This is a genomic window from Algibacter sp. YIN40 (assembly GCF_057219435.1).
Genome location: NZ_JBXVVC010000005.1, coordinates 149,759 through 163,005, shown reverse-complemented (window position 1 = coordinate 163,005; position 13,247 = coordinate 149,759). Strand labels below are relative to the sequence as shown.

General features: G+C 33.2%; 13 protein-coding genes. 6 read left to right on the top strand and 7 right to left on the bottom strand.

The features are described from left to right. Positions 1-723 precede the first annotated feature (723 nt). The 4 genes from thrS (at position 724) to rplT (ending at position 3,948) form a co-directional block, all read left to right on the top strand. Positions 724-2,658 (top strand): threonine--tRNA ligase, encoded by a 1,935-nt coding sequence (gene thrS, locus AC2D6V_RS15310; RefSeq protein ID WP_484649918.1) that lies wholly within the window; start codon positions 724-726, stop codon positions 2,656-2,658. Between the two features lie 37 nt (positions 2,659-2,695). After that, a complete protein-coding gene (infC, locus tag AC2D6V_RS15305) occupies positions 2,696-3,235 on the top strand; it encodes a translation initiation factor IF-3 (RefSeq protein WP_484649937.1) in 540 nt (179 codons plus the stop codon). 68 nt (positions 3,236-3,303) lie between these two features. Beyond that, complete coding sequence (gene rpmI / locus AC2D6V_RS15300) at positions 3,304-3,501, top strand: 50S ribosomal protein L35 (protein WP_033955892.1); 198 nt, start codon at positions 3,304-3,306, stop codon at positions 3,499-3,501. A gap of 102 nt (positions 3,502-3,603) precedes the next feature. After that, entirely contained in the window at positions 3,604-3,948 is a 345-nt protein-coding gene (gene rplT, locus AC2D6V_RS15295; RefSeq protein ID WP_139000438.1) for a 50S ribosomal protein L20, read from the top strand. Positions 3,949-4,016: 68 nt separating this feature from the next. Here the strand turns inward: rplT and AC2D6V_RS15290 are convergent, their stop codons facing one another. Then, the gene (locus AC2D6V_RS15290; protein ID WP_484649914.1) at positions 4,017-4,439 is read right to left on the bottom strand and encodes a secondary thiamine-phosphate synthase enzyme YjbQ; all 423 of its coding nucleotides are present in this window, start codon (positions 4,437-4,439) and stop codon (positions 4,017-4,019) included. Positions 4,440-4,567: 128 nt separating this feature from the next. On the opposite strand from AC2D6V_RS15290, the gene AC2D6V_RS15285 reads away from it, so the two are divergent. After that, positions 4,568-5,008, top strand: coding sequence for a hypothetical protein (locus AC2D6V_RS15285; RefSeq protein ID WP_484649912.1), 441 nt, complete (start codon positions 4,568-4,570; stop codon positions 5,006-5,008). 10 nt (positions 5,009-5,018) lie between these two features. On the opposite strand, the gene AC2D6V_RS15280 is transcribed toward AC2D6V_RS15285, so the two are convergent. From AC2D6V_RS15280 to tgt, 6 genes are all read right to left on the bottom strand, one after another. Next, positions 5,019-6,203, bottom strand: a complete 1,185-nt coding sequence (locus AC2D6V_RS15280; protein ID WP_484649934.1) for an asparagine synthetase B — start codon at positions 6,201-6,203, stop codon at positions 5,019-5,021. 214 nt (positions 6,204-6,417) lie between these two features. After that, on the bottom strand, positions 6,418-7,959 hold the full coding sequence (gene dnaB, locus AC2D6V_RS15275) for a replicative DNA helicase (RefSeq protein WP_484649910.1): 1,542 nt from the start codon (positions 7,957-7,959) through the stop codon (positions 6,418-6,420). 168 nt (positions 7,960-8,127) lie between these two features. Then, positions 8,128-9,081, bottom strand: coding sequence for an acetyl-CoA carboxylase carboxyltransferase subunit alpha (locus AC2D6V_RS15270; protein ID WP_484649908.1), 954 nt, complete (start codon positions 9,079-9,081; stop codon positions 8,128-8,130). Between the two features lie 57 nt (positions 9,082-9,138). Then, positions 9,139-10,035: a DMT family transporter gene (locus tag AC2D6V_RS15265; protein WP_484649905.1), complete on the bottom strand. Its 897-nt coding sequence runs from the start codon at positions 10,033-10,035 to the stop codon at positions 9,139-9,141. Next, positions 10,022-11,098, bottom strand: a complete 1,077-nt coding sequence (locus AC2D6V_RS15260) for an LptF/LptG family permease (RefSeq protein WP_484649902.1) — start codon at positions 11,096-11,098, stop codon at positions 10,022-10,024. Before AC2D6V_RS15260 ends, AC2D6V_RS15265 begins: the two co-directional genes overlap by 14 nt. Beyond that, the gene (gene tgt, locus AC2D6V_RS15255) at positions 11,099-12,229 is read right to left on the bottom strand and encodes a tRNA guanosine(34) transglycosylase Tgt (protein WP_484649900.1); all 1,131 of its coding nucleotides are present in this window, start codon (positions 12,227-12,229) and stop codon (positions 11,099-11,101) included. Positions 12,230-12,398: 169 nt separating this feature from the next. On the opposite strand from tgt, the gene AC2D6V_RS15250 reads away from it, so the two are divergent. After that, positions 12,399-13,244 (top strand): transketolase, encoded by an 846-nt coding sequence (locus AC2D6V_RS15250; protein WP_484649932.1) that lies wholly within the window; start codon positions 12,399-12,401, stop codon positions 13,242-13,244. Positions 13,245-13,247: the final 3 nt, after the last annotated feature.

The following is a 13,247-nucleotide window of genomic DNA, read 5'->3' as shown; positions in this document are numbered from 1 at the left end:
CTTTGTTGATTATAATCGTTTCCAATTATAATCTTACGCTGTCAATTCAATATGTTTATGAACTTTTTTTGTCTTAACTTAAAGTCTTTCCTCCTTAAGCGGGTGCAAATATAAAACCCTTTTTTATTCCACACAATACTTTTTATGTCTTTTTTTAAGAAAATAATTATATCCCCTTAACTAAACTTTAAAACTACTATACTATATGAACTTTTTGCTTTTTAAACAGATTTTTTTATCCCCGTTTTAGCGGCTGCAAACATACTATCCTTTTTTAGTTCTGCAATGCCTTTTTTAATCTTTTTTATTACTTTTTTTTACCGCGCTCTTAACCCCCTTGTTTTCTGTGGTTTATAACATCTAATCTTATTAACATAACCTCTGTTCTTAACCGAATTTAACCCTTAATTTATCTTTAACCTTTTACCAAATAGAACCTTATATACATGAAAAGCGGTAACCTGAAAAATAAACCAAAATACTTAACAGCTAATTATTAGCCTTAAACACCAAAATCTACAAATAATATCACGCTTGAGATAGAAGTAGTAAGCCCACTAACAAACAAAGAAGGTTCGAGGACTTGGAACCCTTCGAATACCCTCACAATAAACTCAAGCCTCACCCTTAAAAGAGAACATCTTAATTAAAATTATACTTATATATATATTGTGTGGGTTTGTTTATACTATTATCTTTGCTCCCTGATTTTAATTTATATTAATGAGACATATAACGTTACCCGATGGCAGTGTTAAAACGTTTGAAGAAAACGTTACACCAATGGATGTTGCGAAAAGCATAAGTGAAGGATTTGCAAGAAACGTAATTTCTGCAAGTTTTAACGGTACAACTATTGAAACTGTGACACCCTTAACCACTGATGGTTCATTGGTTTTATATACCTGGAGGGATGATGAAGGTAAAACGGCTTTCTGGCATAGTTCGGCGCATGTTTTAGCTCAAGCTATTGAGGAAATATATTCTGGTGCTAAATTAACTATTGGTCCTGCTATTGAAAATGGGTTCTATTATGATGTAGATTTTGGGGAGCATGTAGTTTCGGAAAAGGATTTTAAGGCTATTGAAAACAAGATGTTGGAGATTGCTCGTGGAAAGTATGATTTTAATCTGAGAGCAGTTTCTAAATCAGATGCATTGTCCTTATATAAGGATAATGTTTTTAAAACTGAATTAATTGATAATTTAGAAGACGGGACTATTACATTTTGTGATCATTCGACATTTACAGATTTATGCCGTGGAGGGCACATTCCTAATACCGGCATTATAAAAGCTGTAAAAATATTAAGTGTTGCTGGTGCTTATTGGAGAGGAGATGAAACCAAACCACAATTGACTCGTGTATATGGTATTTCGTTCCCAAAACAAAAAGAGCTTACTGAGTATTTAGAATTACTAGAGGAAGCAAAAAAACGAGACCACAGAAAACTAGGTAAAGAACTTGAGTTATTTACCTTTTCACAAAAGGTTGGTCAGGGATTACCTTTATGGCTTCCAAAAGGGGCTGCTTTGCGCGAACGTTTAGAGAATTTTTTAAAAGCAGCTCAAAAGAAAGCTGGCTACGAAATGGTTATAACCCCACATATTGGGCATAAAGATTTATATATCACCTCGGGACATTACGCAAAGTATGGCGAAGACAGTTTTCAACCAATTACCACACCAAAAGAAGATGAGGAATTTTTATTAAAGCCAATGAATTGCCCACATCATTGTGAAATTTATAAGTCCTCGCAATGGAGCTATAAAGATTTACCTAAACGCTTTGCTGAATTTGGTACAGTATATAGATATGAGCAAAGTGGAGAATTACATGGTTTAACTCGCGTTAGAGGTTTCACACAGGATGATGCGCATTTGTTTTGTACACCAGACCAATTAGATAAAGAGTTTAAAGACGTTATAGATTTGGTGCTTTATGTTTTTGGTTCTTTAGGTTTTGAAAACTTTACTGCACAAGTTTCTTTAAGAGATCCTGAAAATCCGGACAAGTATATTGGTAGTCTTGAAAACTGGGAAAAAGCAGAACAAGCAATTATTAATGCTGCCAACGATAAAGGATTAGATTATGTTATTGAAACTGGTGAAGCAGCTTTTTATGGCCCAAAATTAGATTTCATGGTGAAAGATGCCTTAGGAAGAAGATGGCAACTTGGTACTATCCAAGTGGATTATACGTTACCTGAGCGTTTTGATTTAACATATAAAGGCAGTGATAACGAACTTCATAGGCCTATTATGATTCACCGTGCTCCTTTTGGAAGCATGGAACGTTTTGTAGCATTATTACTAGAACATACAGGTGGTAATTTTCCACTTTGGTTGATGCCAACACAAGCCATTATATTGTCAATTAGTGAGAAATATGAAAAATACTCTGAAAAAGTTTTAAATTTGCTAGAAAATGACGAAATTCGCGCCCTTGTAGACCATAGAAATGAGACTATAGGTAAGAAAATTAGGGAAGCCGAAATGCAGAAACACCCTTATATGATCATTATTGGAGAGCAAGAAGAAAAAGAAGATAAAATCACTGTGCGTCAACATGGTGGAGCAGATTTAGGCATGATTTCTGTAGAATCTTTTTCTGAAATAATAAAAGAAGATATTAAGAAAACGTTGAAATCGTTTTAAGAGAATAAGTATAATTTAAAAAGAAGAAACCATAGCAATTCGTAGAAGACAACAACCGAGAAGGGTTAAACAAGAGGATAAACATAAAATTAACTCTAAGATTATAGCACCAAATGTCCGCTTAGTTGGGGACAATGTAGAAATAGGTGTGTATTCTACAAGAGATGCCATCAAAATAGCTGATGACCAAGGATTGGATCTCGTTGAGATTTCGCCTAATGCAGAGCCTCCTGTATGTAAGATTATGGATTATAAAAAGTTTCTTTACGAACAGAAGAAACGAGACAAGGCTTTAAAATCGAAAGCTACTAAGGTGGTTGTTAAAGAAATTCGTTTTGGTCCTAATACAGATGATCATGATTACGAATTTAAAAAGAAACATGCCGAGAAGTTCTTAAAAGAAGGGGCAAAACTTAAAGCTTTTGTTTTTTTTAAAGGACGTTCAATCATATTTAAGGAGCAAGGACATATATTATTATTACGTCTAGCTCAAGATTTAGAAGAGTTTGGTAAAGTTGAACAGATGCCAAGACTAGAGGGTAAACGTATGACAATGTTTATTGCTCCAAAAAAGTAAAAATATATTGCTGATTTGTTCAGCAATTAAAGATAATTAAGCGAAATAATTAAAACTAGGAGAAGAAAATGCCTAAAATGAAAACAAAATCTAGTGCCAAAAAGCGTTTTAAGCTTACAGGTACTGGTAAAATTAAAAGAAAGCACGCTTTTAAGAGTCACATCTTAACAAAGAAGTCTAAAAAGCGTAAGCTTAAGTTAACTCATGATGGTTTAGTACATAAATCAGATGAGAACAATATTAAAACTATGTTACGTTTAAAGTAACATTGCTTTTAATCGGTTAAAACAATTTATAAACCCTGGAGTTAGGCAAAAATTTAAAAGTGTTGATTTATCAACCGCCTACTACAAAAAACAATTAAAATTATGCCAAGATCAGTAAATTCTGTAGCAAAAAGAGCCAGAAGAAAAAAGGTTCTAAAACAAGCAAAAGGTTACTTTGGAAGACGTAAAAACGTTTGGACAGTAGCAAAAAATGCGGTTGACAAAGCGATGCAATACTCGTATAGAGACCGTAGAAACAAAAAAAGAACATTCCGTGCTTTATGGATTACGCGTATTAACGCTGGAGCCAGAGAACATGGTTTATCTTACTCTCAATTTATGGGGAAATTAAAAGCCAATGATATTGAATTAAACCGTAAGGTTTTAGCAGATTTAGCTATGAACAACCCAAATGCTTTTAAAGCAGTTGTAGATAAAGTAAAATAAGGCGCTTAGCCTATTGTAAAACATATTATTCGCTTAATAAAAATCCGGTTCGAAAGAATCGGATTTTTTTATGTCCCAAAGACTGTAATAACAATTTTTCTTGGCCCACCATTATCTCGATGCTCACACAGATAAATACCTTGCCATATTCCTAAATTTAATTCACCATTAGTTATCGGTATTTGTAATGATGCTCCTAGTAATGATGCTTTAATATGCGCAGGCATATCGTCAGACCCTTCATACGTGTGTTCATAATATGGTGCGTTTTCTGGAACCATTTTATTGAAATGGCTTTCAAAATCTGTTCTCACAGTATAATCAACATTTTCATTAATAGTTAGACTTGCTGAAGTATGCTTAATAAATACTTGTAATTGTCCAATATTTATTTGTTTAATTTCTGGCATTTCATTTAAAACTTTATCAGTAATTAAATGAAAACCTCTTGCATATGGCTCTAATCTTAATTGCTTTTGGTTGAAATTCATTTAGCTAAAGTAATAAAGAATTCAAAAATAAAACAAAACCTAAAAGCTTCAATTTCAAACTTATTTATGTTAATTTTGACGCAACCATTTTATAAATACTTCATCTTATTATTAATACAAACTTAAAAATGAGAAATAAATTAATAATTGCTATTTCATTATTACTAATTTTAAACAGTTGTTCTGTGGATAATAATACAATAATAACACCAGAACAATCTTTTAAAAGCTATTGGCATTTAATAAGTGTTCAGGGTGGGATTTCTGGTGTTGATGATCAATTTGAATTAGGTATTATTAAATGGTCCTTTGATGAGGATAATGATGAAATAAATGTTGAAAACAACAATAATGATGACACCAAAGAAGATGGAATATTATCTGGCATTTACGCATATGAAATAGTTGTTTTTGGTTCTAAACAAATACTAATTATTGATGGGCAAGATCTTGGGGAAATATACTTGCAAACTCAGAATATTTTGATTGTTAATGAAAATGAGACTAGAGCAGGTTCTGGCTCCGATGGTTTTTTATATACATTTCAAAGAGTAATTAAAGCAGAATAATAATTTACTATTACGTTTTTTGCTTCTTTTTTCTAGCAGCAGGAAAAAGCACATTGTTTAAAATTAAACGATAACCTGGAGATGTTGGATGCAAATCAAGCTCGGTTTTTGAATCTCCTACTCTATGTTGATAGTCCTCTGGATCGTGACCTCCATAAAAAGTAAAAAACCCTTTACCCTTTATTCCATGAATATATTTGGCTTCGCCATTGGCCCTATTCTCTCCCATAACTAATACATTCGATTTAATTTCACCTCTTGTAAAAGCCGTTGTTTGCCCCATAAACCCCTTTACTAATGCTGTATGATTTTGGCATAACATAGATGGGATTGGGTCCCATTTTGCTGAAAATTCCATCAGCGTAAAGTAATCGGTCGTTTTTGGGATTCTACGTTTTCTTGTCATATCAATTGACGAAAACTCATAAATTATGGGGCTTCTTTCTAAAATAAAATCTTTAAAGGCAAAAGTTTTACCATAATTTATTTTGTTCTGATAACCTGGATCACTCCCGTCACCATCAAACATGGGTTCACAAATATCGATTCCTTCTGCAGATAAAGCAATATCGAAACTGTCGGTTGCACTACACATAGCAAACATAAAACCTCCTCCTACAACATAATCTCTTATTTTTAACGCAACATCTAATTTTTCGTTTGACACTTTAGAATAGCCTAATTTGGTAGCCAATGCCTCCGCTTCTTTTTTCTCTTGAATATACCATGATGTTGCTCTGTATGCGCCATAAAATTTACCATATTGTCCCGTAAAATCTTCATGATGCAAATGCAGCCAATCATAAAGTAATAATCCATCGTTTATTACTTCTTCATCATAAACTGTCTCATAAGGAATTTCGGCATATTGCAACACCATCGTTACGGCGTCATCCCAAGGCAAATTTCCTTTGGGTGTATAAACAGCAATTTTGGGTGCTTTTTCTAAAACTACCGCCTCCATGTTTTGACTCGGACTACTAATATCTTCTAAAATACGCTCAGCTTCAGTGTTTGATATTACTTCAAATGATACGCCACGGATTTGACACTCTCTCTGAATATTTTCTGTATCTGGCAACAAAAAAGATCCTCCACGATAATTGAGTAACCACTTTACTTTTAATTGCTTATCTAGTGTCCAATAAGTAATTCCATAAGCTTTTAAATGATTTTTTTGGCTCTCAACATCCATTGGAATTAGAACATAAGATGCAAATACATTAATGGATAATAGTACAAATAATATGAAAGATAACGTCTTTTTCATAAACCGAAAGATACTCAAAAATACTTTTACCAAACTTAGTTTAACAAGAGTTTAAATTTTGATTGATATCAAGTTTAAAACAAAAAATCCAGATTTAAATAATCTAGATTTTATAAAAGCTATAAAGTTTTAGTAGGACCTAGAAGGGAACATCACTCTCGTCCTCATCATTAAACGAGCTACCAAACGCTTGGTCTGGACTAGCTTTAAAATTATCTGCTTTAAATGTATCGTCATTAGCTGCAGCATTCATCTTAGAATGGAATTCAAAAGGTGAGTCGAAGTCATCAAGATTATCGAACTTACCTAAATGACCAATAAATTTTAACCTAATACTATCTAGCCCTCCATTTCTATGCTTAGCTACAATAAACTCAGCTTGCCCTTCTGTTGGAGAACGCTCGTCATCATCCCACTCATCAATTTTATAATATTCTGGTCTGTAAATAAAACTTACAATATCCGCATCTTGCTCGATCGCACCAGATTCACGTAAATCTGATAGTAATGGTCGTTTACTACCTCCACGTGTTTCAACAGCACGCGATAATTGAGATAGTGCAATTACTGGAACATTCAATTCTTTAGCTAAAGCCTTCAAATTTCGCGAAATCATTGAGATTTCTTGCTCTCTATTTCCACCATGACTACTCCCTCCCGTCATTAACTGCAAGTAGTCAATCATGATAAGTTTTATACCATGTTGTGATGATAGACGACGTGCTTTAGCACGCAAATCGAAAATAGACAATGATGGTGTGTCATCAATAAATAGTGGGGCTTTTTCTAAGCCTTTTACTTTTACATTAAGTTGCTCCCATTCGTGCTTTTCTAGTTTTCCAGTTCTTAATTTTTCAGAAGATAAGCCTGTTTCACTAGAAATTAGCCTTGTGATTAACTGAACTGATGCCATTTCCAATGAGAAAAAAGCGACAGGTATATTTTGATCTACAGCAATATTTCGAGCCATAGATAAAGTTAATGCCGTTTTACCCATACCAGGACGAGCGGCCACAATTATTAAATCGGATGGTTGCCACCCAGAGGTTAATTTATCAAGTTTATTAAACCCTGTAGGTATACCACTTAACCCCTCTTTATTAGAAATCTCTTCAATTTTCTTCTTTGCTTGTATAACTAAATCTTGAGCCGTTTCACTAGACTTTTTAATATTACCTTGAGTAACTTCATATAATTTAGCTTCGGCCTTGTCTAATAAATCGAAAACATCTTTAGTTTCATCATAAGAATCTTCAATAATCTCACTTGAAATTTTAATTAGACTTCGTTGAATAAATTTCTGTAAAATAATACGTGCATGAAACTCGATATGTGCTGAAGAAGATACTTTTTGTGTGAGAGAAATAAGATAAAAATCGCCTCCTGCTAATTCTAACTTCGCATCCTTCTTTAATTGACTAGAAACCGTTAATAAGTCTATTGGTTCACTATTTTCAAACAAATGAAATATAGCCTCAAATATATGTTGATGTGCTTCTTTATAAAACGCCTCGGGGCTTAAAATATCAATAACCTCATCGACACCTTTTTTATCAATCATCATTGCTCCTAACACAACTTCCTCTAAATCAATTGCTTGTGGCGGTATTTTGCCTTTTTCTAAATTAATTAAGGTGCTTTTATCGACTTTATAGCCTCGCATTTGGTTAGGTTGTTTCATAACTACGAAAGTAATTAAAAAGAAAGGTTTTATTTGATTGAACCTGATTTCTATTGTCAACCAATGGTTAACAATTTAACTGTTAATAACTTAATAATATTGTCAATAACCATAAAAAAATCTGAAGTGATTAGCTTCAGATTTTACTATGATATGATTTTTAATGGTTTACCCTTTGAATACACCCATTTGTGCATATTTATCCATACGCTGGGTTACCAAATCTTCTGGTGATAAGTTTTTAAACTCTTCAAAAGATTTCACTATCGCATTACTTACTATTTTAAATGTTTTTTCGCGATCTCTATGTGCTCCTCCAGAAGGTTCTTTAATAATTTCATCTACTAGTTTAAGTTTTTTCATGTCGGAAGCAGTTAGCTTTAAAGCTTCGGCCGCTTGTTCTTTAAACTCCCAACTTCTCCACAATATCGAAGAACACGACTCTGGAGATATCACTGAATACCAAGTATTTTCTAACATCATTACCTTATCTCCTACTCCAATACCTAAGGCACCACCAGATGCTCCTTCACCAATTACAACTGTAATGATAGGCACTTTTAAGCGTGTCATTTCTAAAATATTTCTTGCTATAGCTTCTCCTTGGCCTCTTTCTTCTGCTTCCAATCCTGGATATGCACCGGGAGTATCCAGTATAGTTACTACTGGGATCCCAAATTTTTCGGCAGATTTCATCAATCTTAAAGCTTTACGATAGCCCTCTGGGTTAGCCATACCAAAATTTCGGTATTGCCTAGTTTTAGTATTGAAACCTTTTTGTTGACCAATAAACATAAAACTCTGATCGCCTATTTTACCTAAACCTCCAATCATTGCTTTATCGTCTTTAAAACTTCTATCACCATGAAGCTCTAGGAAGGAATCACCACATATAGCCCTAATATAATCTAATGTGTAAGGTCTATTTGGGTGACGTGACAATTGTACACGTTGCCATGGCGTCAATTTTTTATAAATGTCCTTTTTGGCAGCTACGAGCTTCTTTTCTATTTGTGTACAAGTTTCACTTACATCTACATCGCTCTCCTCACCTATTATTTTACACTTTTGAAGCTGGTCTTCTAGTTCTTTTATTGGAAGTTCAAATTCTAAATATTCCATAAGAATTTATAATTTTAGTTAGCATACAAATATAAAAACTTTAATTAGGTTTAACCCTTATGAGTGTTTTCTTTTTAGCAGTCCTGTATTTTTTATAACGCCGTTTAATAAGACTGTAGAAATAATAATAATTGCACCGAAATAAAAGGAATTCGTCATAACTTCTTTCTCTGGGAATAAAATTACCGCCATAACTATACCATATACAGGTTCTAAATTATAAGTTAACACTACTGTATACGGACTAATAAGTTTCATCACATAAACCGCGGCAATAAAGGCATAAGCAGTACATACAGAGGCCAAAATAAAGAGATAACCATAATCTGAAACGCTCAATTTAAAAAAGTTTGTAGAAAAACCTTCTCCAATGAACCCTATAAAAATGGATATAAATATTACACCGCTTATAAATTCATAAAATGATATAACTGTAGCAGAATGTTGCTTTAAATATTTACCATTCAAAACAGCGAACATTGAAGATAAAAATGCAGACGAAATTCCTAAAATGATTCCTAATAGATATTTCATTTCACTCTGAGTAATAATAACGACTCCAATTATTACAAACAAACCAAAAAGAATTTCATACCAGATTATCTTTCTTTTATGTATAATAGGCTCAATGAATGAAGCAAAAAACGCACCAGTTGAAAACATGGCAAGCGCAATAGAAATATTAGCAACGTCTATTGCTGCAAAAAATGTTATCCAATGCAATGCAATAATAACTCCTGCCAGTGAAAATCTAAGAATGGCTTTTGGCGATGCTTTCAGCCTCACTTTGGCAATCTTAATATAAAAGAATATTAAAATTGATGCCATTACCATTCGAAACCAAACTAATGGAATTGCTTTAATGGTAATAAGTTCACCTAAAATAGCAGTAAAACCAGCTATAAAAACTAAGAAATGTAAGTGTAGATAATTTTTAAGCTTAGCGTTTGGCATTATACAACAGGTATATGGCTAAAATACCAAAAATGATATTAGGAAACCAAACTGCAATGATTGGAGGAAAATCGGATTGCTCGGCCATAACACCAAACACTTTATCGAAAAATACAAAAACCATGGCTATACATATTCCAACAGCTAAATTAACACCCATCCCACCACGTCTTTTAATTGAAGAAACAGCCACAGCAATAATTGTTAAGATAAAGATAGAAACAGGTAAACTCCACTTTCGATATTTTACCAATTTATACCGCCCTATATTGGAAGATCCTCGCAATTCTTCTTTTTGAATAAATTCATTTAATTCACTATAACCTAAAGTTTCAGCTATGTAAATTACAGGGGTTAAATCATCAACATCGAATGAGAAAAGGGTGTCTTTTCTTCTTTGACTTTCTATAATATCATTTACCTCACCAACAACACGCTTTGAATAGTTTGTTAAGCGGTACATAGTATCTGTTTCAATATATTTAATACTAGTAGCATTAATTTTATAAATAAGTTTGTTATCTTCTATATGCTCTAATGTGAAGTTACTCCCTTGATTATTCTTAACATCAAAACTGCTTACATATATAAAATCATTATCGTTAATTTGTCTATATACATTTTTATTTTCAACGGCACTCCTGCCCTTTTTTAAATATTTATAACTGAAATCATTAAATCCTTGACTTGCCTTAGGCGCTAAATACAAACCTAATATAATTGCCAAAATAGAAACGAAAAAGGCCCCTATCATATAAGGTCTTAAGAATCGTGAAAAAGAAACTCCAGAACTTAAAAAAGCAATGACTTCGGTATTATTAGCCAATTTAGAAGTAAACCATATAACAGATAAAAACAGAAATAATGGGAAAAGTAGATGTGCGAAATAAATAGTAAAGTCTAAAAAATAAAGCATGACTTCACCAAAAGGAACTTCATTTTCAAGTATTTTTCCAATTTTTTCAGCTAAATGCACTGTTATTCCAATAGGAACAAACAACAGAAGCATCATGAAAAATGTGAACAAATAGCGCTTAAGTATGTACCAATCTAATATTTTCACTTACAACCGTTTATCCATTTGTTTTACCATCTTCTCTTTCCATGTTCTAAAATCTCCATCTAAAATATGTTTTCTTGCTTCTCTAACCAACCATAAATAAAACCCTAAATTATGAATGGTTGCTATTTGAGCTCCTAATCTTTCATTTACAGTAAATAAATGTCTTAAATAGGCTTTACTATAGTCTGTATCTACAAACGTAATATCCATTTCATCTACAGGAGAAAAATCGTCTGCCCATTTTAAATTTTTAATATTTATCGTACCGTGTGCTGTAAACAGCATACCATTTCTGGCATTTCTTGTTGGCATTACACAATCGAACATATCAATACCTAACGCAATATTTTCTAAAATATTGATTGGTGTTCCAACACCCATAAGGTAACGCGGTTTATCTTCTGGTAAAATATTACAAACAACGTCGGTCATGGCATACATTTCTTCCGCTGGTTCTCCTACCGACAATCCTCCAATCGCATTTCCTAAGGCACCTGCATTGGCAATATATTCTGCAGATTGTTGCCGCAAATCTTTATAAGTACTTCCTTGAACAATTGGGAAAAATGCTTGGTTATAGCCATATTTTAACGGTGTCTTTTCAAGATGATTTATACATCTATCCAACCAACGGTGGGTCATATGCATAGACCTTTTTGCATAATTATAATCACAAGGATATGGTGTACATTCATCAAATGCCATAATAATGTCGGCTCCAATAGTTCTCTGAATTTCCATCACATTTTCTGGAGTGAACACATGGTAACTGCCATCTATATGAGATTTAAATTTAACACCTTCTTCTTTTATCTTTCTATTAGCAGATAATGAATAAACTTGATAACCTCCAGAATCAGTTAAAATATTTCTATCCCAATTCATAAACTTGTGAAGTCCACCCGCTTTTTCTAAAATTTTGGTCTGTGGTTTTAAATATAAGTGGTAAGTATTCCCCAGAATAATATCTGGATTAATATCGTTCTTAAGTTCTCGTTGGTGGACACCTTTTACTGATGCTACTGTACCTACAGGCATAAAAATTGGTGTCTCAATTACGCCATGATCTGTAGTAATACTTCCTGCTCTTGCTTTACTTTTTGGATCTGTTCCTTTTAATTCAAATTTCATATACTAAAATCATCGGTGGGCAAATATAAATAACAATATGCGATGTGCTTCTTAATAAAATCAAAATTGTTAGCAAAACATTATAAATCGTTAATAAATGGCATTAAACTCTTTCTTTAAGTCTATTTAAAACTTTACTTTTGTGGCTGAAAAATTTAAGAATTATAACATGCCAAACACAAAACTTTTAGAAGATTTAACCACCCAAGTTCGCAGAGACATTCTACGCATGGTACATAAAGTAAATTCAGGACATCCAGGAGGTTCCTTAGGTTGTGCAGAATTTTTTGTTTCTCTATACAATGAAATTATGGATAGGAAGGATGGTTTTAATATGGATGGTATTGGCGAAGACCTTTTCTTTTTATCTAACGGTCATATTTCACCAGTATTTTATAGTGTTTTGGCAAGATCAGGATATTTTCCAGTGGATGAGTTAAATACATTCCGTTTAATAGATTCTCGTTTACAGGGACACCCAACTACCCACGAAGGTTTGCCAGGAGTTCGGATTGCCTCTGGCTCTTTAGGACAAGGTATGTCTGTTGCAATTGGAGCAGCACAAGCTAAGAAATTGAATGGTGATAATCACCTCATTTACTCTTTACATGGTGATGGTGAACTGCAAGAAGGTCAAAATTGGGAAGCCATTATGTATGCTTCAGCAAAAAAAGTTGACAACCTTATTTGTACTATCGACTTAAATGGTCAACAAATTGATGGTTCTACAGATGATGTTTTACCTATGGGAAGTATAAAAGGTAAATTTGAAGCTTTTGGTTGGACTGTTTTAGAAATTGAAGAAGGGAACAATATAGACGCTATTTTAAAAGGAATGGCAGAAGCAAAATCGAAAACAGGACAAGGTAAACCTATATGTGTTCTATTAAAAACAGTCATGGGTAATGGTGTTGATTTCATGATGCACACGCACGCTTGGCATGGTAAAGCTCCAAACAATGAACAACTAGCCATAGGACTTGCACAAAACGCAGAAACTTTAGGAGACTACTAACCA